Here is a 23,146-nt window from a genome sequence, read left to right on the forward strand (position 1 = left end):
CCTCGGTTTTTTTGCGGCGTTTAGAGGCGAGATCCGCTAATCTTAGCGTATTGAGTTTAGGTGCCTAACATTACGCCCCATAATGACTGACGACGACTTTAAGAAATCCACATCGAATCTAAAAAAGGCTGTTCCGCTGATGATGAAACATCATGTCGCGGCAACACCGGCTAACTACGCCCTTTGGTACACCTATGTCGATAACACCATTCCTCGCCTCAACCAGGAAATGGATGTTGTATTAGACAACTTCGGGCTGTGCCCGCCAGCATCTGGCGACTACCTTTACAAACAATTTATTGCCAGCAAAGCCGAAACCAGCGTGGGCGATCTGCGCGCCAATATTGAGCTGCTGGTGAGCGAAGTCGCCAGTTCCATGTCGGACACCATGACCGACACCACGGCGTTTGAAGCCATTATTGATAAAAGCTTTCGCGATCTGGAACGGGTTGAAAACGAGAACTTGTCGATTGAAGAAGTGATGACGCTGATCCGCCAACTGGTAAGTGAATCACGCGATATTCGCCACTCGACACGCTTTCTCAACAGTCAGTTAAAAAACGCCAGCGAAGAGATCACGCGCCTGAAAACCCAATTGGCCGAAGTGCAAAAAGATGCCCTGTTTGATGGCTTATCCGGATTGTACAACCGTCGCTCATTTGACGACGACTTGAGCGCCATGCTGCATGCGCAGCAATCTATCAGCATTGTGTTGCTTGATATTGACCACTTCAAAACCTACAACGACGATTTTGGCCACCTGTTTGGCGATACCGTCATTCGCGCACTGGCCAAACGCATTCAATCGAGCTGCCGTGAAGGCATTACGGCGTATCGTTTTGGCGGCGAAGAGTTTGCCTTGCTGGTGCCAAATCGTTCACTGCGCAGCGCGCGTCAGTTTGCGGATGCCCTGCGCCGTTCCATTGAAAAGTTGAGCGTGCGCGATCGCCGCACTGGCATGCAAGTCGGGAACATTACGGCGTCGTTTGGCGTAGCAGAAAGCGAACCCAATGACACGTTGGATATGCTGATCGATCGCGCCGACAAGATGCTCTACGAAGCAAAAAATCTTGGCCGTAACCGTGTGATGCCACTGTAGCTGTTCACAGTCAGCGCCACCGGTGCGACATCAACAGCAGTAGAAATAGATAGATATAGATATAGAAAATCCTCCCAGTTGGGAGGATTTTTTTATGGAGAGCATTTCATCAGGAAGAATGAATTACAGGTTGAAGCAGTAGTTTAAGTAGTAATCTTCGCCGCTTTTCGCGGTGTATTCTTTGTCTTCACTGCAAGCCTGCGGTTTACCGCGTTCATCCCCTTTGATCAGACTGATCCAGTGACGCATCGCGGCGGTAGGCGTGGTGTCTTCGCTCATTTGTGTGAACGTGGTGCAGGTTTCCAATTGAATGTCGTCAATCTCTACCAACTCAACACACCCCGTGCCTTTCTGACACCCCAGCATCACTTCCACGTGGCATCCGCTGCCGTCACGGAACAGAATCGAACATGGGTTATCTTTGCCACCGGTAAACGCAATGAAGTGTTTCGGATGCTTCAAGCCACTGTGGCGACCGTCTTTGAAATACGCCAAGACATGGTGGTAATCAATCACGTAGCTGGTAACGTCCTGGTGTGACCCTGTTTCCAACGGGAACAAACGGTCAAGCAATTGCTTCGCTTTCAGCTGTTTTTCACGTTGCTGGTTTGCGCTGATTGTCTCGACGGCGAAGACTGCTTCAGCGATAAAGGGTTTCTGTTGTTTTTGGATTTCTGTTTTATCGAAAGTCAGCATATTCATCGTCTTTCCCTCATGGATAACATTAGATTTCGTCCTAGAGCAAATATTCCAAACTTGCGTTTAATTTTCGGTCAAGTTTGTGACTTGCTTAATTTGTAGACTAGCGGATTTTTAACTACAATTTCACAACAAAAATTTTACAATGTGAATTTTACAAAATGGCCGTGTCAAAAAGCTTAGTTAGACAATCTCATTTTTTGGGAACAAAAGTGAGAAACTTAAGGAAACGCAACCACTTAACGATGGAAGATCTGTCGGCGCGTTGCATTCGCATCAATCCGGAGTACGCCCCTTCGGTTTCGTATCTGTCGATGATCGAACGCGGAAAACGTGTGCCCAGCGTTGAAATGTTGGAAGTGATCGCCGAAGTGTTCCAAAAAGATCCCGCGTGGTTTCTGGACGATGAACCCGAGCAAGCCGACATCACCCCCGACAAAGGCAACCGCGGTGGCATCAGCGGTATGGCGTTGGAACCGAGCTTTCTGTTCTCCAACGACATTCTGCAAATTGCGATTCCCGAAATGCTGTCTCAAACCGGTATCACCGGACGCCAGTTCGCTCACTTGCTGATTCGCGCGCACCAAGAAAGCTTGCAAAACCACTTTCCAGACCTGGAACGAGCGGCAGAAGACGTCGGTTTAAAGCGACTGAATTTAGCGGTGGAAGATCTGTTTGATATTGCGAAAAGCCTTGGCCTGACCATTCGCTGGGTACAACGCACGCCGCATGATGTGGTTGATGAATTGGGCGTGAGCGCGAAACAGTTGGTGACATCGTTCTTTGAACCGCCGGGCACCATCTATCTCAATGAGATTTTGCGCCACTACCCCACGCGGCTCAAATACGATTTGGCGGTATACATCGGCCACAACGTGCTGCACAGTAAAGATGGCCTCAAGAGCGTCCTTTCTGTCGGCCATACGCAAGGGTGGGAAGAGCAAGACGTACAACCGACCTCAGAACTCAACTCGCAAGATATTTTGCAAGCATGGCGCGACTTCGAATCGAGTTTCTTTGCTGGCGCTTTGCTGTGCCCTAAAGTGCCATTTCGTCAATTACTTGACCGCAATGGCTATGAAATTGACGTTCACAAAAAGGCCGGCGTTTCACCGTCGGTGGCGATGCGCCGCATGACGGTGGTTTCTCCGTATCCGCATTGGCACTATTTCGACGCCTACGGCGAAGGCAAACTCAAAGCCGTTTATCGCGGTAATGGCATTCCGCTGCCTTGGGGCAACATGCGCAAAGTCAACGACCCCTGCCAGCACTGGGCAGTGTTCCGCCGTCTCTCTGAACCGCAAGATGTCAGCTCCGCGCAGATCTCCATTTTGAATGTTGGTGATGAGCCGCGAATTTACTGCTGTGAATCGGTCAACATGATTGATCCTGCGGGCAACAACCGCGTGCTGTGCGCGGGCATCGACCTGAACCCAGCCATTGCGGCGCAAGGCGGTGATGCGCGTTCAATCGCTGAAGAACTCAAAGCCTCTTGCGTGAGTCAAGGCGGCAGTACGGTGATCCCACGTCATATCAAAAAAGATCTGCTGACCATCGCCAAGATCTTAAACATCAACTGGATCGAACGCGGGATTGAAAATGATGCGCGATTGATTTGCTCGCGCGGCGCAGTGTGTCCGAGAAAGCCGAGTTGTTATGAGAAATGCGGTGGATGACAGGCATAAAAAAAGCCAATCGCAATAAGCGCGATTGGCCATATATATGTGTGAACAAGAAGGTTCACTAACAACGTCAGTTGGCTAGGTGACCCTCGGCTTAGAAGGGTCGATTTATATAAAGCACATAGCGTGCCAACTTTTAAACCCACGAAAACGGCGGGTTTCGGTTACTTTTTCACCGGTTTCATTACAACAGATATCATAATTGAATTGCAAATTGCGAATATATGCAGTTTGCAAATAGCATATGGGACTTTTTGCTTGCACTTTAATGCTTATAGAACACCCACAACGGGCCGATAAGCAGAAACTGTAGGTCGGCAAAAAAGGACGGTTTCTTGCCTTCAATCCGATGGCCAACAAACTGTGCGCCCCACAGCAGTACAAACAGTGCAAACGACAACGCCGCCAAGGGGAGCGCCATCGCCTCAACGCTCCACGCTAATCCGATGCACACCAGCGTAAACCCCAGCATCATCAAACACACCACCATCGAGAGTCGGGCGTAAAACCACAAGACTGGCACACTTACCAGCCAAATCCAGTGAATGTCCATTCCCAGCAGTGAGAGGGACGGTAACGACCAGATCAACCCCACGATGGATAAATAGATCCCCGGCACCGCGATATGGTGAATGGCTTGATTGGTGGGATGTTGGTGGCTGACGGCATACGCGTCCAGCCACTGTTCGAGAGTTCGCATGATTCATCCTTGAATAACGAGAGTTCGACGGGGCTAATGGCGGCTTTGTCGCCGTTTGGCGTGGTACATTCGCTCATCAGCCAGTTTGAGCAGCGCATCGATGCTGTCGATGTCATCTGTATACACAGCGTGGCCAATGCTGATATGTAAATCAATCAGATGCCCTTCATAAATTACCGGCGTGTGACAAAGCGCAGTGTCAACCATGCCCATCAAGGTTTTCACATCGTGTTCGACAATGCGTGGCAACAGCACCAAAAATTCGTCGCCGCCGATACGTGCAATCACATCCGACGCACGCAGCACCGATTTGAGCCGTTCTGCACACGCAACCAACACTTTGTCCCCCGCGGCGTGGCCGTAGGTGTCATTGATGAGTTTAAATTTATCGAGGTCGATGTTGAGCAGCGCAAAGCTGTCGCCCCCGGCAGATTGACGCGCACGTTCAAAGAAGCTTTCCAGCGTAAACATAAAGTAGCGACGGTTCGGCAACCGTGTCAGTTCATCGTGCATCGCCCGTGTATTGGCCGTGCGATACAAGCGATAAATGACCACAAACGCCATCGCCAACAGCAGCGTCACGGGGTAGCCAATCAAACGCATCAAGTTCAACTGATACCAAGGAATGGTCAGCAACTGATCGTGCTTGTCTGCGGCGGCGATAACCCAACTGCCATAAGGGAAATGCACGGTTTCCGTGGCAAAGGCGTTGTCAAACGTACTTTGCAGGCCATAGAACACCTTCCCGTCCATCCCCGAACTATCAATGCCGCGGATGGCGAAATCGTAGGAATAATTGAACGATTCAATCCCCGACGCCAAAAACAGCGATTCCCAATCCAGCACAATGCTGCACACACCCCAATAGTTCTGGTTGGCGGGTGGATCGGTAAAAATCGGAATACGCACGATCAGCGCGCGACCGCCTTGAACCAAATTCACAGGCCCGGCAATGAAGATCTGTTTCACGTCGCGCGCCTTCACGATCGACGCCCATTGACTCGGCACCGTGCGATAATCAAGCCCCATGGCGGCTTTGTTGTCTTCGTAGGGGAAGATGTAGCGAATCACGTCATTGGGAGCAAGGCCAATCACCTTCAAATGTTTGCTTTCATGCAGGATGCGCGTGGCGAGTTTGTCCCAGTCCGGCATGCGGACATCGGGCCTGAGCGTGACTAAGGTCGAAAGGCTATTGGCCACGTAGATATCGGACAAAATCGACGCTTCCAGCCGAAATCGAATCAATGAGAGCTCTTCACGTGCATGCGACCGTAAACTGTCGCGAATGTACATGATCTGATGATTGTTGAGCAGCTCTATCAATCCAATACAGGAGAGAATAAACAGCAGAAACAGTGCTCGAAAAGACTTCCTTTTGCCTGAGATGTGACTCATGCAGCTCCTCGCTTTGCCCAGCTTTCATTGCGCCAGGTTCGATATCTATTATTAGCATAGCGGTTACTCGGCTAGAATAACCAAATCACGCCGCAAATCTATCACTAAACGACAATTTTATTGATATAAACTATGGAATCTAAAACCTTTAGTCTGTTTGCAAACGAACCTCAATGGCTCACGTTGCCCAATAGTCGCCTGTTGTGGGTCGAACATTTTCTCACGGAGCAAGAGGCTGATCATGCATATTCCGTACTCACTTCAGAATTGGATTGGCAGCAACAGGCGATCACCTTGTTTGGCAAGTCAGTGCTACAACCGCGCTTACAAGCTTGGTATGGCGAGAAAGCTTATACCTACTCAGGTTTGACCATGCAGCCAACGCCGTGGACACCATTACTGGCAGCGTTGAAAGTGCGCTGTGAAGCCATGGCGGGGTGCACGTTCAATTCCGTACTTGCCAATTTGTATCGGGATGGGCGCGATTCCATGGGCTGGCACCAAGACAACGAGCCCGAGCTCGGGCGCCAACCGGTTATCGCATCGCTCTCATTGGGGGAGTCGCGCCGTTTCGTGTTACGCCATCTGCACACCAAAGAGAAATTTGAGCTGACGTTAGGTCACGGCTCGCTGTTGGTGATGGCAGGCGACACCCAACATGATTGGCAACATAGCCTTCCCAAAACCGCTCGCGCAAAAGCCCCACGTATTAATCTCACATTTCGTCATATTCGAGATGACTGTTAACCCCACACTTCGGTGGTTTTTTACACAACGCTGACTCATTCCTCACGCGAATGTATTTTCACCGGCGTAACGTGTGACGTTATGTTCGGTTCACTCTCGGTTCACTATGTCGTTGCGTAAAACCAGTTTGGCGCTCCTGTTGAGCAGCGCTTTGTTGATTCCCTCGATTGGCGTACTAGCCCAAACGGTTCCTGCCACCGCAGGCACACCGTACGCGCGCACCGCCGATCAAATCCGTCATACTTACGAAAGCCAATTGTTCACCTTGCCGGCCTTTAAAGAGGGGCATTATGGCCTGCGGATGTATCGTCAAACGCTTGATCACAAATACTCAGCCGCAGTGTGGAGTGACATGGCACGAGTCGCGAGTCGTTTGAACTATTTTGCCGCGGAGGTGCACACACCTGAGCAAATTGCCCGTTATGCACAACAAGAATTAGCAGACTACCAAGATGAGACAGACGAGCGCTCCATGCTGCGTTATCAGGTGTCGCAGAGCATGCCCGAATACCTGTATTTGGGCATCGACTTACTCGGTTCGATGGCCAGAGCCAACGAGTACGGCCTCAAGCACATCGACGATCAAAAGCTGCGAGACGTGATCCGCCGTTATGATTTTCGTAAGTACGCCACCAACGCCCCCATGATTGAAGCGTGGGCTGCGCAGCTCGCCAACCAAGTGTACTGGCTGCGTCAATTGGGTGAACAAGACGTGGTGGACGACTTCATTGAGGCGTTCCGCAACACCTATCCAGACCACAAAGACAGCGCGCTTTCAAGCCAGCAATACGGCAACAAACTCTATGGCATGACCCACATTATTTTTGCCGATTCGCAATACTATCAACACACCGTGAGCGAAAAGCAGTATCAATGGATTTACGACTATTATCGCGCCAACATTGACACCATTTTGCAGCGCGCGAAAGAGGACATCATTGCAGAAGTCGGCATTTCCTTTCTGCTGGCAGGGTTGGATGACGATCCCGTAGTTGAGAAAACACGCCAAGCCATTCAACAGGCCGTCAACCAAGACGCAGGCATGGTGCCATCAACCACCGGCAGCACCAATGTCTCTGAAGGGGAACATCGCAATGTTTTGGCCATCATGCTGCTCGATTGGAAAGGCGTGCACGACGCGCCAACCATTCAGCATCAACCTGAAGTGTTCAATAGCCTACCTTACGGCTTAGTCGCCGATGATCGCGTGCACTAAGCCAGCCGAAACGCCGTCACCCGCAGTAAGCGGCCGATCAAAAAAGGGGCGATTCGCCCCTTTTCTCTTACTTCATCAATGACTTTTCCGCGCTTTGATTCGCTTGATTCTTTTCATGGCAAGCTCCATTGGCTTAACTCCATTGGCTTAAGCAGAATGCAATTTGTGCGTCACCGCCGCTTTCCATAACTTGGGTAACACGCTGGTGCTCACCGTCGCCACGATAATCAGCCCCAATCCCAGCTTTTGTGCGGGCGTGTAAGTAACATTGAAAAACAGCAGTTGCAGCGCCGCCGTAAACAGCAAATTGGTAAAGATCAAGGGCGCAAGTTGCGAACCCGACGCTGCCAAGCGGTAGGCTTTGGCACGGAATACCTGCGTGTTGATCACCAGCAGCGACACCGCCACCATCGTGACAGCGATCAGTGCGAGGTGACGGTCAAACACGACCTGATGCGCATCATGCCACGGCACCATGCTCAGCATCGGCAGCAGCAACACGGCCGCCATGGTAAAGCTCCACACATTAATTTCCGCCGAACGCATACTGCTTTTCGAAGCACGATACAAACTCAATTGAGATCCCGCATTAAACAGGCCCGCGAACAACCCCGCCATCAGCTCTGGTCGCCACTCAATTTGCGCGACATTGCCCGACAGCAGCAGCACACCGCAAAACGTTGCGACCAAACCCAACACTGTCGCCCAAGGCATGCGCACACCAAAGATGAGTTTTTCTAACAACGGAATGAACAAAGGCCCAGTGCTGAACAACACCACACTTTCCACCAGCGACAGATGCTGCAACGAATAAATAAAGCACAACTGACACGTGGCAAGGCAAATCGCCCGCACTGCCAACGGCTTCCACATGGCGCGATTGGGGACATTCAAACGAGTCATCGACAGCACTGCCCATAGAATCAATGCGGGCACTGCAAAACGAAGAAAACTGAGCAGGCTCACGGGAATGGCCGTGGTGAGATATTTGGTCAGTAACCCCGTGACTGACAAGCTCGCGGTTGACGACAACATAAACACAACGGGCAAAAATTTGTTTGGCATATAAGACTCCTTAACCTGAGCGTCATGGTACGCCGATGACATCGCAAAGAATAACGAGTAATATTGACCAAACCTGTTAGGAAACCTTACATATGCGCAAACTGATCCCACTCAAATCGCTCTACACATTTGTGGCCGTCGCCGAAACCGGCAGCATGACGGAAGCCGCACAAGTGCTGAGTGTCAGCCACTCGGCGGTCAGTCAGGCCATCAAATCACTGGAAAGTCAGCTCAATCAGCCTCTATTTAATCGCGTCGGTCGCACCGTCACCTTGAACAATGCTGGGCAAAAGTACTATCGCAAAGTCGCCCCCGCACTCGAACAAATCGTCGATGCAACCGAGTCCATGCTGGTCACCCACAATACCAATCGCTTGACGCTCAACATGATTAACTCACTGGCGCTGCACTGGTGGATTCCGCGGGTGCCCACCTTTCAAGCGTTCGCCCCGAACGTCGATATTCGGATTTCCACCTTAACCGGCGCGTTTTCGCTCGAAGCCGAAGGGGTGGATGTGGCGCTGATCCATGGTGTCGAGCAAGAGTGGCAAAGCTATTATTGTGAAAAGTTGGCCGATGATGAATTGGTGTTGGTCTGCCACCCCGAATTGGTGGCGGCACAGCCGACGTCCGCCACAGCGCTGTTGCAACGCTATCCGGCGATTGTGGCAGCGAACCCGCGACGCCAAAGTGATTGGGCCATTTGGTGCCAAGCCAACCAGTTGCCGCTCCCGCCACAACAGAAGAACCTAACCTTTTCCACATCGGCGCAGGCCGTGCAAGCGACCATGCGCAAACTGGGCGTGTTCGTCACCCACCGCCAATTTGTGCGCGAGGAGATTGAGCTTGGCTTACTGATTGAGATCGGCCACAGCACGCTGCATCCCGAACAAGGATTCTACTTTGCCTGTCCCAAAGACAAGCTCAAACTGGAGAGCGTGTTGTTGCTGCGCAAATGGTTAAAACAGGAGTTTGCTCACGCCGAATAAAGAATCTTTTGAAAACATTGAATTAGGTCACACGCTTTTTTTCATACCTTGCTTCAGACATTCAATTCTTAACTAGACTGTACTTGACCGATTTTATATCAAGGATGAGACAGGGAATGAAAAGTCTGGTAGGACGACAACTTAAAGAGATGGCCGAACTCGGTCGTCTGCGGAAACAGAAAGTCGTGCTGATCAGTTCCATCCTTGCTGCCACCGTCTTGAGCTTGAACGGCATTCTGCTCTACCTTGACGAGAAATTTCTCTACTGCCTGTTTAATGTGAGTTGCGCCGTGGTCGCCTTCGGCAACGTGATCTATTTGCGCCGCAAACGCTCCCGCCATGCTGACCTGATCCTAACCAGCTTGCTCTTGGCGCAAGCGATGGTACTGCTGGTGCTCGGCGATATTGAAGGCAATAAGCTGTTTTGGATTTGTCCGATTGTCGCCGCCATCATCTTCATTAACCGCTTTCAAACTGGGCTGTTTTTGAGTGTCGGCTTCTGCTTGTTATCTGCGCTGTCGGTGCTCACCCACCATGCTGAGCAGCCACCCAACACGATTCTGGCATCCGACTACTTTATTCTCAGCCTGATCTCCCTCACAGCGATCTGCAACACCTCGGCGTATTTCTACTCCAAAGCCATGCGCTACATTCATTCACTGTATCGCGAAGGCATTGAGGAGCTGGCGTATACCGACCAGCTAACCGGGCTGGCAAACCGCTGGAGCTTTGAAAACTGGGCGACCAGCAAACTTGCCGAGCGCAAAGAGCCCCACAGCATCACCGCATTGGTGTTTCTCGATATCGATAATTTTAAAGCGATCAACGATAACTATGGTCACGATGTGGGCGACCGCGTGCTGAAACACTTTGCCCAACGATTGAGAAACAATGTGCGCCATCGCGACCGCCGCACCGAGCGCCACGATTATTCTATCGCGCGCTTTGCTGGCGATGAGTTTGTATTGCTGCTGTATGATGTCAACACGCTGACCGATCTCGACAACATTCTGCATCGCATCAGCCACCTGTTCGAAGACCGCTATCAGGAAAGAGAAACGAAGTTGCTGAACCATTTAACGGTCAGCGCAGGCGCGGCATTGTTCCCGCAAGATGCCGATAATTTGGAAGAGTTGACCCGCTGCGCCGACAAAGCCATGTACGCGGCCAAGCATGGGGGCAAGAATCAGTACCGTTACTACCAAAGCGTGAGCGCGCAACACGATGGGCAAGCGGTGGAAGTGCCACGCGCCAATACACCGCTCACTGATGCATCTCTAACCGATGCACCTCGCACCGATGCGCCGCGTCATGTCACGCCGCTGGCTCACGTCAAGTCGTCACGACACTCATAACGTAGAACCCCTCACCGATGCCGTATCACTAACCACTCATGTACATGATCCACAAGCAGGTGATGGCAAACACCACCAGCCAAATGGCATAGCGAGCCGCATTGGGTTTATTTTCTTTCGCTTTGATCACCGGCCGCATCGCCGCACGCCGCGCACGTCGGGCAACTTCCACGATCGACGGCGCGTCATGTTCACGCTGCTCTTGACGTTTTTGCTGCGCGCTATTGGCCGCACGAGTAAAACGCTGCAGTTGGTCCAGCGTCATGTCGTCATCAGGGTTGTAACGCGGATTCTGGTCGGTATGTTTGGGAAGCACAGCCATCGTGACCTCCTCGTAATCAATTCATCTGTTTAAATTATAGACTAACTCAATACATCGTGTCGCCGCTGGCTGGCCGCAGCCAATATCGCCCTCTTTACTCCTTTCGGCATGCAGATTGTGGATTGTTCGAATTTATCGAATGACTGCCTCGAATGCGCCCCCTCCTTCTTTGCCCCACACTGCACTACAATTCAAACAAGTTCCACCAACGGAGAAGAACCATGAGCAAAGTAAGAGAAATTCGTCAGCTGATCCCCGCGCAGGCCACGTCTGACGGTGACGGCGTAAAAATCCGTCGTATCGCCGGATTCAATAACGCGAGCTTCTCACCGTTTCTGATGGTGGATGAACTGAAATCAGACGAACGTAAAGATTACGTCGGCGGCTTTCCTCCTCATCCACATCGAGGCATCGAAACTTTAACCTATATGCTGCAAGGGCACTTTCAGCACCGCGATCATATGGGCAATGTCGGCGAACTGCGCAGCGGTGGCGCTCAGTGGATGGCTGCGGGGCGAGGTGTAATTCACAGTGAAATGCCGATCATGGAAAACGGCGATTTACACGGTTTCCAAATTTGGATCAACCAACCGGCGCGCGACAAAATGATTCCGGCCAAGTACCACGATTTTCAGCCAGAAACCATCACTGAATATCGTACGCAGCAGCTGGGATTACTCCGAGTGATCGCAGGTGACATTCAGGCCAATGGCGAGGCGTTACAAGGCCCACTGACACAAACCGGTGTACCGGCAACCGTGGCCGATTGGCAAACTGGCCCTGGCGGTGAATTAAACGTGGCAACCATCGAGTCACACACCATGATGGTGTATGTCTACAAAGGCAGCATCAAGGTCGGCAGTCGCGTGGTGATGCAAGGCGAGATGGCATTATTGTCACGCGGTGAACAGGCGGCGTTATTTGCCAGTGATACCAGCGGCGCGCTGATTTTTATCGGCGAACCCATCAACGAACCGATCGTGCACTACGGGCCATTTGTAATGAATAGCGTACAAGAAATTGAAGAAGCGATTCACGATTACAACGCCGGTGTATTTGAAACGTATTGATGATTGATGGATGTTGGCGTCTGCATTGGGCGCCATGTCCACACACAAAGCGACCCATCCATTGCCAGCTTTTGTGTTGTTCTGCCACACTCGATGAGTGTGGCAGTTTTTTGTCTATCGACTAGCACGTTGAATGCAAGATAGGGAAGTGAAAAGGATCATTCAACCTTGTAGCCAACACCGTAAATGGTGTGGATGACCTCACCCGAACAATTGAGCTTTTTGCGTAAATTTCGCATGTGGCTGTCAATGGTTCGGTCATTGATGATGCGATCGTCGGTGTAACACGTTTGCATCAGCACCTCGCGTGAAAAAATGCGGCTTGGCCGAATCATCATCGAATGCAGCAAACGAAACTCCACGGGCGTCAGGTCAACCCCTTTGCCATCCGCAATGCATACAAAGCGGTCCATATCGAGCGTAATCGTCCCATAACTGACCCTACGCTCATTGCTGTGTTCATCTCCACTGTTTTTCTGATTTTGCACTCGACGTAAGATGGCGCTGACCCTCGCAACCACTTCGTTGGGCAAAAACGGTTTACAGACATAATCGTCTGCCCCGATATTCAGACCGTTTAACCGATCCGCTTCATCCACTCGCGCGGTGAGGAGAATAATCGGTACTTCATTTCCCATGGCTCTCAGTTGACTACAAATCGTAAATCCGCTGACTTCCGGTAACATCACGTCAAGAATGACGACGTCTGGGTTCCCATTGGTGATTTCGGCCACCGCATTTTTTCCTGAACTGAGGATGCGGCATTCGTAATCATGTTTTGTCAGGTAATCTGACAGTATTTCTGCAATTTTTATTTCGTCTTCTACAACATAGACAAGCGCCATTCTTATTATTCCTGTTTAAGCAGTGAATGTTTTGTGGCGTCTTCAGAATCAATTTTTATGGTTTTTACCGATTCCGATCCGCAATGCAACTGGCGAGCTTAACACCGTTAACATTGTTAACAAAGCGTTGTGATGCAAGGGCTCGACGTACTTAAAAGCCTAACCCAAGTTGCATAGGAATCTATTTTCTTAATAAAAAATGGTGTCTGATCCGCAAAAAAGATCGCGATGTTTCTCGTTTCCATGCGCACTTTCCGACCCCTGCCACACAACCCCCCCCCCCCCTTAATGGCGGGGCAGTTCCACGACCACCTCTAAACCGCCGCAATCCGACGGGATGGCTTTGATGGTGCCTTGATGCGCATCGGCGATGTTTTTGCAGATCGCCAGCCCAAGCCCTGCCCCGGTGTGGGCACGATTGCGCGAGCTGTCTTCACGATAGAGCGGATCAAACAGGTATTGGCAATTTGCCAATGAAACACTCGGCGCAGAGTCGCTCACTTTAATCACCACATGCTGTTTGGTTTGATACAGCATCACTTGAATCACACCCGGCGCATCGGTGTAGTTCACCGAGTTATTGAGCAGGTTCTTCATCAGTTGCAGTATGCGTGAGCGGTCGGCCGATGTGACGGCAGACTGACCAGCAAACGTCATCGTCAGCCCTTTCTCTTCCGCCTTCCATTGCATCGCATCCACGGCTTCACTGAGCACATCAAACAGGTCGACCCGCGCAAATTCATAACGCAACCCGCCAATGTCCGACAGAGAAAGTTCGTAGATATCATCAGTAAACTTACGCAATTGGTCGACTTCTTGCTCGATTGACCGCAAACGATCCATATCGAACTGGCGCACACCATCTTTAATGGCCTGAATTTCCCCCGTGAGCACGGTCAGCGGTGTGCGCATGTCATGAGAAATGTTGGCCAGCCACGTTTTACGCGACAACATCGAACTGTGTAGGATGTGCGCCAATTGGTTCACATCACGCATCAGTGTGCCCATTTCATCCTTGGAATCGTCCACCAAATGAATGTCGTAATCCCCGCTCGACATGCGATGAATCGCGCTGATCACCTCACGCGTGCGGCGCAGCAGAAAAATAGACAAGCCATAAGAGACCATAAAACTGATGATCAAGCTGATGCCTCCCAACCACAAGCTGCGTTCAAACTGCGTGCGGGAGACCTGCGTTTCCATCGTGTCTTTGAAATGACGCACCGGCAGGCTTTTCAGCCACGCCACCGTTTTTCCTTCAAATCGCAGGGGCACGCGCACCGCATTGGGTTGCTCGTTGCTTAAAATAGCTGCGCCGGCGATAAAGTGACCGTTGAGATCAAACAGCGCCGCGCTAGGCGCTTTCACGCCAGGCAGCGGCTTGTTCGGAAAGCGGTTCAGATTTGGCCCTTCGGGATGCTTGGGAAAGCTGGCCAAAATGGCGCTGATCTCATTTTTCGGCATCGCACGAATGTTCTGCCCCGACAGCACATAGAGATCGACCAGCTGAGGAGACAACATCTCCAGTCGCGTTTGTTCCAGTGCATTGGTGTAATCAAAAAATCCCTGTTCATAGCTCCAGCGAGCCATCAGTAGCATCGCCGCGGTCAAGGTCAGCATCATGGTCATCAACACCAGCTTAAGCTTCTGCATGAGGTTGAGTCGCTGCCAGATTTTCTTCAACATGACGTCTCCGTGTCGCCAAACGATGTCAGTCCACAAGACCATTGCGGTGCTGTGTCTAATTTGGCGCCTAAATCCAATCGAATCGCTGAAATCCACTGTGCCAGTGTCTCTGCGACTTCATCCGATACGCCCCAGTCCGAGGATTTCAACGCCACCAGCGTCAGCACTGCACCGACCGTCGAACATGCTGCAAGCTGAGAGGGCGCAGCGAGCAAAGCCATGCAAATCAGCAGAGCGTAGAAGTCGTGTTCCACGCTCGCCACAGGGCTAGACGACGGGTAGTGAAAGCTGGGCGTAAACTGCACCATACCACGTTCTTTCCACGGGTCACCGATTCTTCGTGCATTGGCAAAGTCAACAAAGCAGGCCGCCATCGTCGGCAAACAGAGAATGTTGCTGGGCTTGATGTCCCCATGCACCACGCCCGATGCATGCAACAATGCTAAACGGCCGAGCAGCGTCGGAAGGCTGTGCGCAAACCACTGATGGACGTGAGGAGCATCGTACCCCGGCCACACCAACGCGGCCGATTGGCCTTCCAAATACGTGGTCACCAGAACGGTTTTGTCGGCCGTTTTGTGGAGTGATAACGTCCGGTGCAACGGCATGTCCAAATGACGCAAACGCATTAACCACAGCGCTTCCCGTTGTAGCACATAGGCATCTTCCACCGTTTCACCAAACTTCACCCGCCATGCGTGTTGCTCATCACGCACCAGCAGGCAGCGGTGCCCCAGGCGGATTCGCTCCCCGTCGGGGAGCAAACCTTCCAGCCATGTTGGTATCAGGCAACTCATAGTTCGATTGGAATGTTCAGGCCGTCAAAGAAACGCGGAGCAAACGGCTGGGCCGCACTTTTCGACTTAATTTGCAGGCTGACTTCGTTGTTGGCTGACTGATAGCGCCAAGCCACATCATCACTGCCCACCACGGCGGCGCTCTGCATCTTGTCCGCAACGCGGAACCAGCTCCATTCACCGCTCAGCTTCTCGCGGGTTTCTGCCCCTTTGTCATCTTTGGTGATGATAGCGATGTCCTGTGTTTGGTTCGCCGGAATCGGCCAACTGAGCGCTTGCCACAATAACGGCCCATTGCGGTATTCAAACAGTTTGCTGCCTGATTCGAGCGTAAATCCAGTCAAGTCCGGCGACATCTTTTCCGCCCGCAGTAAAAACTCGACGCCGACACGGCCATCAATAAACAAGCCACTTTGCATGCGTTTGACCGCATCACTGAATGGTTGATATGCATCGGACAGTGGCAATGTCTGATTGACGATAAAGCCTTTGAGCTGCGTTTGACGCCCATGCGTCAGGTCAAAGTAGGCAGCGTATTTCTGCGCGAACTCATCAAACTGACCTCCGGATTGAAAGAAATCAGCAAAATCGGCCAACGAAGCATCAAACTCCGCCTGCTTATCGAAAGGATAACGGCCGGCAAAGTGACGCACATAACCGCCGTACAGCACGCTCCAGTCGTGGTTGATCACCGCTTTCATCGCACTTTGTGCCAATCGGTTGGTCGTTCGTGCCACGCCGCGCATCAACATCGGCAGAACGGGATCATTGTAATCCGCCGCCAAAGCATTGAGCTGCGCCAACGGGTTATTCGAATCGGTGTTTTGCAACTGCGCCAGGAAGTAGCTGCCGCGATCCTGTGTTTCTTTGGATTTCGCAATCCAATCACCGGTTTGTTGCAGTTGCGAAAGCGCAATGCTCAGTCGGCTTTGCCCCGCTTCGTTCACCGCCACCAGTTGATGCATCGCCTTGAACGGCGCAGCAATCGAGGCTCGCACCCGTTCGCTGGTATTGCTGATCGCAGTCACATTCGGCTCGCCCGCCTCCGTCTGTTGATCTTTGGCTTCACGGCTCTCTTTGGGCGCAGGCTCACCTTCTTTCTTCTGGCTCAGATTGGTATGCACCGCGACCAGATGGTAGAACTGGCTGAGCGGCGAGTAGACCGGGTCGACCGTCATCTCAATCTGCTTGCTGACCTCGCCCCATCCCGACACCTCCACCCAACTGACGTTGGCCATTAATGCTTGCCAATATCGGACATAATCACCGATATAGCGTTCACGCAACTGACGGTTGATGCGGTTCATTTCAGCGTCACCGCTGATATTGCCCATCACGCCCTCGTAAGATTTGATCGCCTCTGACGCCAGCTGAAAGCCGGTTTCGTTGTACAGATCCTCAAAGCCTTCGCGGGTAAACAGGTACGGAATCAAATAGCCGGTAAAACCCGGTTTGAACACGAACACGTTCTGATAAGACGGATTCAGCTTGGTGCGCATATCGACACGACGTGAAAAATCCGGGTGTTGCAAAATGTGCTGATAAAGCAATTCACTGATGTCGTTGGCCGACAACGATTTGCGCACCAGCGCCAGTAGCTCCGGTTCGGCGTCTGGCGGCGTGGCCCCGCTGCGCAGCAAATCTTCAGCCAATGCCGTGAAGCGTTCAAGCAGTGCGACATCGCCTTCCCCTTCCTCTTTGAGCGAGGTCAGGTAGTAATTGACCAGTGAATCGACATCATCGCGATGCTTGCTGTAGAGGATCTGATGATAGTTCAGCAGCTCCAGCATTTTCACTTTGTCATCCAGTGAGTTGTAGACAAACAGATCTTTGAGGATGTAGTCGCGCATCAGCGTCAGCAGCACGCTACTCAGCTCTTCATAATAAGTCTGATGCACAAAACGTCTGATACTGGAATCTGGCAGCCAGTCACTGACATACCAAGGACGATGCTGTTTGTCGTACAGATTGTTGATGTCTCGCAGCTCCGACAAGCTGAATACCGGCGATGAGAGGTCATCGGCAACCATTGTGTCCTGCTTCAGGTTCTCTTTGTATTGATTGAGTTTGATCAGCGCTTGATTGTCCAAGGCCTGCTGATAGTCGAAACTCGCCTTTAACATCCACAAAAAGCCCCCAAACAGCAGCAATAAGCCACCGAAAACCGCAACTCGCGAAGCGCGGTAACGCCATTCACGTTGGCGGTATACCCCCACCAACGGCGCTTCTTTGACAATACAACTGCGAAACAGATTCTTGCCAAATAGGCTCGGGCTGGAGGCATGTTGCTGCGTTCCGGCCAGCGATTCAAAGCCAAGATCGGAGGCATGCATGTAAGTCAAAATGTCAGTGGATGCCCCTTCTCCGCCAACGTTAACGAAGAAGAAACCACGAAAATGCAGCGCAACTTCATCAAACGCATGCTGGCTGAAGGTGAGTGACAAGAAATCTTCAATATCGTAGCGCAGCGCCGACAGTTGGAAAATGCCCGCCACCGATGCGGCGCGATAATCGGCATGTAATTGCTGCTTGAGCGATTCGCTGGCGGTGACCGCCAAGCGTCGCGTCAGGTCGTCAAATGATTCATCAAACCACGCTTTGTCATAGCCTTTGCCCTCGTCAACCGGACGCAACACGCCAAAAGGTTGCTCGCGTGCGGCTTCATCCAAGGTCGAGAACAACTCACAAAAATCACGCACTGCGGCCATATTGGTCAACACGCAGTAGGTGGGTAGCGACAATCCGGTGCGTTGGTTTAAATCACTCAGCAGCGTTCGATACTGTTGGCTGAACTCACTGACCGCCATTTCGTTTTTCTGCAACAGGTGGTCGAGGTCCACCGTGCACAGCACGCCGTTAAACGCCTGACGGTCGCGTTTTTTCATCACCAGTTCACACACCACATCCAAACTGGCTTGGCGTGTGGCGAGCGGAAAACTCATATCAACGGAGATCAGCACCGCACTGTCGGACACCCAAAAGCGCACCGCAATCAAATCATCTGGTACGGGTTCGATGGATTCGACACTTTCAAACCCCATTTGCTGCAACCAGCGAACGTCAGAACTCACATCCGCCGACACATGCACATACCAAGGCACATGATACGGGTTAGAAGTCACCTTGCTGTGCTTTTTCCAAATCAACGCAAAGCGGTTTTTGAGCACGCGCTTGCGCCACTCGTCGTGCTGCTTGAGGGTTTCATCCACTTTCGGACGACGCAAATAGGCGTACACTCCCCACCCCACCAGCGCCAGAATCAGCACCATCACCATTACTTGCAGCGCCACCGCCCACCACGGCGTCAGCCAGTAAGTCCCGGTCAGCCACAACACCACACTCGTCACGAGGCCAACCAGGCATGCCGCCAGCGTTGAAAAGAGAATGGCTTTTTTCTTATCCATCATGTTGTTTACAACCTAATTGGTATCAATGAGTAAAAAGGCATCGGAAATCCCCGCACTTTTGGCGGTAGAGAGCGTTTCAATCGCAGCCGATTTGGTCGTATAGCTTTCGCTCACCACGCGATAACGCCCGTTCACCGTTTTGACCTGAGCACTCGGTACGCGAGGTTTGTAGCGGGCAATGAACTTGGCCGCATCACTCGGATTGTTAAAACTCGCCAGTTGCACCAACCACTGACGGTTGCCTGCGGGCTGTTTTGCCACTGCGGGGGGCGCTGGTTCGCGATCGGCGATGGTTTGCGGCGTGGGGTGCCACCCTTCCGATGCCATGTCCGACGAGGTACTTTCATACACGTACTCTTGGTCCTGCACGCTGCCCTTGCTGTAATAGGTTTGGGTAAACTGCGTCAGTTGGGTGAAAGGCAGTGCTTTTTGCGGCGAGGTCGCCTCATACCAATAGCGTAAGCCGCCCCACACCAAAGCCGACATCACCACAAACAGCGCCACCGAACGCCACACGCCGACCGGTTTTTTCGGCCGTTTGGCGTGACGAGCGGCCACATCGTCGGCGGCCACTGGCGCGAGACGTTCAGCGGCCGAATACGCAACCGGTTTGGCAAACACCGCCTCTTCCAGACGTTTCATCAGCGCGGTCAGTTGATCCTTGCCTTTGGTGCGATAGCGACCACGAAAGCCCATCTTGAGCATGATGTAGATCAGCTCCAGCAGGTCGACCAACAACACAGGCTGCAGCAGCGCACGCTCGGCAATGATGTAAAACTGTTCACCGCCGTTCTTGATATTGAACAGTTCGCTGACCAGCGTTTGATTTTCCCAGCCCGCTTCATCGCCCCACGACGAGTGCAGGATCTGTTCGTCGATCATCACCGCAAACAGAAAACAGGTTTTGTCCGCCACCGAAGGCGGATAATCCAACGCGGCAATACGATATTTAAGCTCGGTGATCGCGTGCTTGATGCCCGCGCGGAACGTGTAAAGATCGGTCGGGCATTGCATGCGTTTGACCGAAATGATCAGCGACAGCAAGTCCGAACTGACGCGCAGAATGCTGTTGTCAAACAGTTGCCCCTGCTGCTGAGCCATGCTGTAACGCGCATGGTTTTTGAGCATATTGGCGTGGCTCAGACGAACGGATTTTTCCGGCTGACTGGATGCAGGCGTCGGCTCATTAGCGGCGATCGTGACGGTATCTTCATCGAACAATTGATTCATTGTTTCAACCCAGGGCGTAGAGCTTAATGGAGAGATCCGGCACACGGCTGTCGACGTGCAGCGCGATCGGCTCTCGTTTGGTTTTCAGTTGTTGCCAGTACTCATGGGCGGTATCGATTTCGAAATACGCCACATCCGCCTGCGCTTTCAGTTCATTCGGAGCAACCGGCAGCACCTGAATCGGCACACCGGACTGACTGTTGCGCACCAAGTCGGCAATCTGGCTCAACCCACTCAGCGTGCACGCGCTCGGGAACACTTGCAGCAGCGCAGCGGTCCCAATCGACGCATGCACCGCCATCACAAAACGGCGGCCTTCAATCTGATTGAGGTTCGGAATCGACAAACGCAGCAAGCGGCGACGCTCGAACAGGTTGGTATCCCAGCTGAATTCCGTCACGTTGTCGCTCTGGACCATCGACAGTTTCTCGCGCAGTTGGGCGAACACGCCCGCAAAACCCTGCTTGAGGTCATCACGTACCAGCGGCTCCGGCATGGCCGTCATCGCTGGTTTAAAGCTGTCGAGTTCAGCGGAAAAGCTCACTAGCCCTTCATACAACGCATCGACGCTGGTCTGTGGCTGTTCAAGCGTCAGATGCAGCCATGGCAGCCAGCGGTTTAACGTCTGTAACCACAGAAATTCGCGCATCAAGCTCAGATCACTTTTGGTTTGCTGACCCGCACCAATGCGTTGCACGACGCTATTGGCGCGGGCTTGCGTCAGGATGAAAATCTCTTTCAAACGCTCTTTGAGCAGTTGCGAGGCGCCGTAGTGGAGACATGCCGGAATAAAGCTGCGATCGAGAATGACCTCCCCATTTTCCTGCCGTTCCAACACTTTCGCCACTGGCAGCAAGGCCAGCCCCGTCACGTCTTCCCCTTCAAGTACCAGACGGATATTCGGCTCGGCGAGTTCGGCTTCAATCGCGCTCTGCACCACATCACTGGCATCAAACAGATTGACCTGTGACACCACGTAACGGCGCTTGTCTGCACGGCTGCCGTACTCATTTTCGCCTTCCACCGACAACGGCAACGCCAGATAGACGCGTTGGTTGAGGGTACCTTCTGGAATATCCAGCAGCAGCTCTTTGACACAATCAAACAGCGTCCCTTCTGGGAAAATCCCTTGGCAATGCACCACGCCAAACTTGCCGATTTTGAGGTAATGATGATCAAGCTCCAGCGCCGACACACCAAAACCACTGCCCTGTGAAGACAGGGCAACATATTTCTGAATGTACTGATGCGTATGGCGGTCCTGCTGCTGAAAATGCTGCGGGGCAATAAACATGCCCTCTCTCCATACGACTTTACTCTGGTGTTTCAAATGACACTCCTTAAAACACGTTCCACCACGACTTGCTGACCGGTTGAGTCAGCTCAACCTTCTGCTTGGTGATGTGGATATAAACTGGGTACTCTTCGGGTTCGCTCACCAGCGCCAGATACGCTTTGGCGGTCGCGGTTTCGTAATGTGCAAATTCGACCAATACGGCGATAAAGCGGCTTTGTTGCTGGACATCCAAGGTCAGGTTGCGCAGCTCTCCCGGCAGGACAGGCGCGAGTGTCTGCAAATCCACCAGCGAATCGGCCAGCACGCTCTGATCCGCGTTGTACAGGCTGATGAAATCGGCTTTCTGGAAATTGCCGGCATCCTGCAGCTGATACACGCGTACGACAACCGGGCGCGCTTGTTCATCATCAAACACATTGATGTCTTTACTCGCTTCGACCACCAGCGGCACTTTGAGTGTGGGGGCAAACGTGGTGGTTGAACTGCTTGAACTACAAGCACTCAGCACCAACGCGCAGCAGCCGATTGCGGCAAGGCGAATCCTATTCAGCCAGCTCATCGTTTCTCTCTCAGGGCTTCAAATAACAGGGAGGAGAACTGACGGGAAAACTCCCGACGCTCAGTTTTGCGCTGGAACTGTTTCTTATACAGCGCCCAATATTTTTTATCTTTGTTCCCCCAGCCAGAAAGATAGTCGTTGAACTCCTCTTCCAGATGACTCGGGTTGAAATTGTCGAGGAATTTTTCCAGTGTCGACTCGATGCAGGTCATCAGACGTTCACGGTCAATGCCGCCCGCCACGCTCAGTTGTTGCTGTTTGAGCATCGAACTCAGCTGTTCAATGCTGTTTTCCAGTGACTCTATCTGACGATGATCGCTGACCGTCACACTGTGCTGCGTGGCATTATTGTTGTTCTGGAACTGAGTCGCTTCAGGCATCAACACAATCTGTTCAGTGGTGTCTTCACTTTGGCTCTGCTCCAGCACCCAACGCTCATCGTCTTCAAACGGGTCGTAACCATACAGGTCATCGCCCAGCACGTTTTCCGTCGAAAACGGCGTCTCGTCTTGCACCGCATCCTGAATCTCGTCCAGATGCGCAAAACCAAACGTGGTGTCCTGACTGTCATCCAAGACCGAGCTGGCCGCAAACGGTGAATCGGCGGCGCCATTCTGGCTGGCCGTTTCGGTATCGTCGCTCTGTTGTGGCGCGCGCGTAAACAACGCATCCATATCGCTGACCAATAAGGTGTAAGCCCCAATGACAATCCGGTCGCCATCGCTGAGGCGCTGCGATTCGCCTTTACCCACCAGCACATCGTTGACAAATACGCCGTTGGTACTGCGGTCGATAATTTGGTAGCCGCCTTTCGGATGCGGTTGAATGTCAGCGTGGACACGTGACAGTGTGCGCTGAAAATCCGGCAACTGAATGGTGCACTCAAACGAGCGTCCTAACGTGCCGCCACTGACCGGCAGCGATACCTGACGGCTGCCAATTTGTTCATCTTCAGGAAGGTCGATTATCTGAAAACTGATCGTCAT

General features: G+C 52.2%; 20 protein-coding genes. 7 read left to right on the forward strand and 13 right to left on the reverse strand.

What is annotated here, in order from left to right; translation table 11 throughout:
* Positions 1–82: 82 nt before the first annotated feature.
* On the forward strand, positions 83–1,099 hold the full coding sequence (locus ACS18Q_RS21110; RefSeq protein WP_038151845.1) for a GGDEF domain-containing protein: 1,017 nt from the start codon (positions 83–85) through the stop codon (positions 1,097–1,099).
* 123 nt (positions 1,100–1,222) lie between these two features.
* Here ACS18Q_RS21110 and ACS18Q_RS21115 read toward each other — a convergent pair whose 3' ends face one another.
* On the reverse strand, positions 1,223–1,801 hold the full coding sequence (locus ACS18Q_RS21115; RefSeq protein ID WP_004727595.1) for a malate synthase: 579 nt from the start codon (positions 1,799–1,801) through the stop codon (positions 1,223–1,225).
* Between the two features lie 158 nt (positions 1,802–1,959).
* Between ACS18Q_RS21115 and ACS18Q_RS21120 the strand changes: the two genes are divergently transcribed.
* A complete protein-coding gene (locus ACS18Q_RS21120) occupies positions 1,960–3,474 on the forward strand; it encodes a DUF3612 domain-containing protein (protein WP_143679606.1) in 1,515 nt (504 codons plus the stop codon).
* 271 nt (positions 3,475–3,745) lie between these two features.
* Here ACS18Q_RS21120 and ACS18Q_RS21125 read toward each other — a convergent pair whose 3' ends face one another.
* Both ACS18Q_RS21125 and ACS18Q_RS21130 read right to left on the reverse strand, forming a co-directional pair.
* Complete coding sequence (locus ACS18Q_RS21125; protein WP_441257827.1) at positions 3,746–4,180, reverse strand: Mpo1 family 2-hydroxy fatty acid dioxygenase; 435 nt, start codon at positions 4,178–4,180, stop codon at positions 3,746–3,748.
* A 33-nt stretch (positions 4,181–4,213) separates the two neighbouring features.
* Entirely contained in the window at positions 4,214–5,575 is a 1,362-nt protein-coding gene (locus ACS18Q_RS21130; RefSeq protein WP_014257712.1) for a diguanylate cyclase, read from the reverse strand.
* A 132-nt stretch (positions 5,576–5,707) separates the two neighbouring features.
* Between ACS18Q_RS21130 and ACS18Q_RS21135 the strand changes: the two genes are divergently transcribed.
* Both ACS18Q_RS21135 and ACS18Q_RS21140 read left to right on the forward strand, forming a co-directional pair.
* On the forward strand, positions 5,708–6,322 hold the full coding sequence (locus ACS18Q_RS21135) for an alpha-ketoglutarate-dependent dioxygenase AlkB family protein (protein ID WP_441257828.1): 615 nt from the start codon (positions 5,708–5,710) through the stop codon (positions 6,320–6,322).
* Positions 6,323–6,428: 106 nt separating this feature from the next.
* On the forward strand, positions 6,429–7,538 hold the full coding sequence (locus ACS18Q_RS21140; protein WP_395212639.1) for a DUF3541 domain-containing protein: 1,110 nt from the start codon (positions 6,429–6,431) through the stop codon (positions 7,536–7,538).
* Positions 7,539–7,685: 147 nt separating this feature from the next.
* On the opposite strand, the gene ACS18Q_RS21145 is transcribed toward ACS18Q_RS21140, so the two are convergent.
* Entirely contained in the window at positions 7,686–8,603 is a 918-nt protein-coding gene (locus ACS18Q_RS21145) for a DMT family transporter (RefSeq protein ID WP_441257829.1), read from the reverse strand.
* Between the two features lie 92 nt (positions 8,604–8,695).
* On the opposite strand from ACS18Q_RS21145, the gene ACS18Q_RS21150 reads away from it, so the two are divergent.
* On the forward strand, positions 8,696–9,592 hold the full coding sequence (locus ACS18Q_RS21150; protein ID WP_055465538.1) for a LysR substrate-binding domain-containing protein: 897 nt from the start codon (positions 8,696–8,698) through the stop codon (positions 9,590–9,592).
* 116 nt (positions 9,593–9,708) lie between these two features.
* Positions 9,709–10,947: a diguanylate cyclase gene (locus tag ACS18Q_RS21155; RefSeq protein ID WP_143679620.1), complete on the forward strand. Its 1,239-nt coding sequence runs from the start codon at positions 9,709–9,711 to the stop codon at positions 10,945–10,947.
* A 28-nt stretch (positions 10,948–10,975) separates the two neighbouring features.
* Here the strand turns inward: ACS18Q_RS21155 and ACS18Q_RS21160 are convergent, their stop codons facing one another.
* Positions 10,976–11,269 carry a hypothetical protein gene (locus tag ACS18Q_RS21160; protein WP_004727586.1) on the reverse strand — a complete coding sequence of 98 codons (294 nt, stop codon included), beginning with the start codon at positions 11,267–11,269 and terminating at the stop codon, positions 10,976–10,978.
* 221 nt (positions 11,270–11,490) lie between these two features.
* On the opposite strand from ACS18Q_RS21160, the gene ACS18Q_RS21165 reads away from it, so the two are divergent.
* Positions 11,491–12,339: a pirin family protein gene (locus tag ACS18Q_RS21165; protein WP_441257830.1), complete on the forward strand. Its 849-nt coding sequence runs from the start codon at positions 11,491–11,493 to the stop codon at positions 12,337–12,339.
* A 158-nt stretch (positions 12,340–12,497) separates the two neighbouring features.
* On the opposite strand, the gene ACS18Q_RS21170 is transcribed toward ACS18Q_RS21165, so the two are convergent.
* From ACS18Q_RS21170 to ACS18Q_RS21205, 8 genes are all read right to left on the reverse strand, one after another.
* Positions 12,498–13,184, reverse strand: coding sequence for a response regulator (locus ACS18Q_RS21170; RefSeq protein WP_004727584.1), 687 nt, complete (start codon positions 13,182–13,184; stop codon positions 12,498–12,500).
* A 285-nt stretch (positions 13,185–13,469) separates the two neighbouring features.
* The gene (locus ACS18Q_RS21175) at positions 13,470–14,870 is read right to left on the reverse strand and encodes an ATP-binding protein (protein WP_004727583.1); all 1,401 of its coding nucleotides are present in this window, start codon (positions 14,868–14,870) and stop codon (positions 13,470–13,472) included.
* Positions 14,864–15,667 carry a protein kinase family protein gene (locus ACS18Q_RS21180; protein WP_441257831.1) on the reverse strand — a complete coding sequence of 268 codons (804 nt, stop codon included), beginning with the start codon at positions 15,665–15,667 and terminating at the stop codon, positions 14,864–14,866. The genes ACS18Q_RS21175 and ACS18Q_RS21180 overlap by 7 nt, the downstream gene beginning before the upstream one ends.
* The gene (tssM, locus tag ACS18Q_RS21185) at positions 15,664–19,074 is read right to left on the reverse strand and encodes a type VI secretion system membrane subunit TssM (protein WP_441257832.1); all 3,411 of its coding nucleotides are present in this window, start codon (positions 19,072–19,074) and stop codon (positions 15,664–15,666) included. The genes ACS18Q_RS21180 and tssM overlap by 4 nt, the downstream gene beginning before the upstream one ends.
* Before the next feature lie 12 nt (positions 19,075–19,086).
* Positions 19,087–20,304 carry a type IVB secretion system protein IcmH/DotU gene (icmH, locus tag ACS18Q_RS21190; RefSeq protein ID WP_441257833.1) on the reverse strand — a complete coding sequence of 406 codons (1,218 nt, stop codon included), beginning with the start codon at positions 20,302–20,304 and terminating at the stop codon, positions 19,087–19,089.
* 4 nt (positions 20,305–20,308) lie between these two features.
* Positions 20,309–21,634 carry a type VI secretion system baseplate subunit TssK gene (tssK, locus tag ACS18Q_RS21195; RefSeq protein ID WP_041943237.1) on the reverse strand — a complete coding sequence of 442 codons (1,326 nt, stop codon included), beginning with the start codon at positions 21,632–21,634 and terminating at the stop codon, positions 20,309–20,311.
* Positions 21,635–21,644: 10 nt separating this feature from the next.
* A complete protein-coding gene (gene tssJ / locus ACS18Q_RS21200) occupies positions 21,645–22,160 on the reverse strand; it encodes a type VI secretion system lipoprotein TssJ (protein WP_004727578.1) in 516 nt (171 codons plus the stop codon).
* On the reverse strand, positions 22,157–23,146 hold the full coding sequence (locus tag ACS18Q_RS21205; protein WP_104965049.1) for a type VI secretion system-associated FHA domain protein: 990 nt from the start codon (positions 23,144–23,146) through the stop codon (positions 22,157–22,159). The genes tssJ and ACS18Q_RS21205 overlap by 4 nt, the downstream gene beginning before the upstream one ends.

This window comes from Vibrio sp. Vf1514, from assembly GCF_052076135.1.
Classification (GTDB): domain Bacteria; phylum Pseudomonadota; class Gammaproteobacteria; order Enterobacterales; family Vibrionaceae; genus Vibrio; species Vibrio furnissii.

What these genes read in the sequence shown, in the direction of transcription:
- ACS18Q_RS21110 (WP_038151845.1), top strand. Translation starts at nt 83, where the DNA reads ATGACTGACGACGACTTTAAGAAATCCACATCGAATCTAAAAAAGGCT.
- ACS18Q_RS21115 (WP_004727595.1), bottom strand. Translation starts at nt 1,801, where the DNA reads ATGAATATGCTGACTTTCGATAAAACAGAAATCCAAAAACAACAGAAA.
- ACS18Q_RS21120 (WP_143679606.1), top strand. Translation starts at nt 1,960, where the DNA reads ATGGCCGTGTCAAAAAGCTTAGTTAGACAATCTCATTTTTTGGGAACA.
- ACS18Q_RS21125 (WP_441257827.1), bottom strand. Translation starts at nt 4,180, where the DNA reads ATGCGAACTCTCGAACAGTGGCTGGACGCGTATGCCGTCAGCCACCAA.
- ACS18Q_RS21130 (WP_014257712.1), bottom strand. Translation starts at nt 5,575, where the DNA reads ATGAGTCACATCTCAGGCAAAAGGAAGTCTTTTCGAGCACTGTTTCTG.
- ACS18Q_RS21135 (WP_441257828.1), top strand. Translation starts at nt 5,708, where the DNA reads ATGGAATCTAAAACCTTTAGTCTGTTTGCAAACGAACCTCAATGGCTC.
- ACS18Q_RS21140 (WP_395212639.1), top strand. Translation starts at nt 6,429, where the DNA reads ATGTCGTTGCGTAAAACCAGTTTGGCGCTCCTGTTGAGCAGCGCTTTG.
- ACS18Q_RS21145 (WP_441257829.1), bottom strand. Translation starts at nt 8,603, where the DNA reads ATGCCAAACAAATTTTTGCCCGTTGTGTTTATGTTGTCGTCAACCGCG.
- ACS18Q_RS21150 (WP_055465538.1), top strand. Translation starts at nt 8,696, where the DNA reads ATGCGCAAACTGATCCCACTCAAATCGCTCTACACATTTGTGGCCGTC.
- ACS18Q_RS21155 (WP_143679620.1), top strand. Translation starts at nt 9,709, where the DNA reads ATGAAAAGTCTGGTAGGACGACAACTTAAAGAGATGGCCGAACTCGGT.
- ACS18Q_RS21160 (WP_004727586.1), bottom strand. Translation starts at nt 11,269, where the DNA reads ATGGCTGTGCTTCCCAAACATACCGACCAGAATCCGCGTTACAACCCT.
- ACS18Q_RS21165 (WP_441257830.1), top strand. Translation starts at nt 11,491, where the DNA reads ATGAGCAAAGTAAGAGAAATTCGTCAGCTGATCCCCGCGCAGGCCACG.
- ACS18Q_RS21170 (WP_004727584.1), bottom strand. Translation starts at nt 13,184, where the DNA reads ATGGCGCTTGTCTATGTTGTAGAAGACGAAATAAAAATTGCAGAAATA.
- ACS18Q_RS21175 (WP_004727583.1), bottom strand. Translation starts at nt 14,870, where the DNA reads ATGTTGAAGAAAATCTGGCAGCGACTCAACCTCATGCAGAAGCTTAAG.
- ACS18Q_RS21180 (WP_441257831.1), bottom strand. Translation starts at nt 15,667, where the DNA reads ATGAGTTGCCTGATACCAACATGGCTGGAAGGTTTGCTCCCCGACGGG.
- tssM (WP_441257832.1), bottom strand. Translation starts at nt 19,074, where the DNA reads ATGATGGATAAGAAAAAAGCCATTCTCTTTTCAACGCTGGCGGCATGC.
- icmH (WP_441257833.1), bottom strand. Translation starts at nt 20,304, where the DNA reads ATGAATCAATTGTTCGATGAAGATACCGTCACGATCGCCGCTAATGAG.
- tssJ (WP_004727578.1), bottom strand. Translation starts at nt 22,160, where the DNA reads ATGAGCTGGCTGAATAGGATTCGCCTTGCCGCAATCGGCTGCTGCGCG.
- ACS18Q_RS21205 (WP_104965049.1), bottom strand. Translation starts at nt 23,146, where the DNA reads ATGACGATCAGTTTTCAGATAATCGACCTTCCTGAAGATGAACAAATT.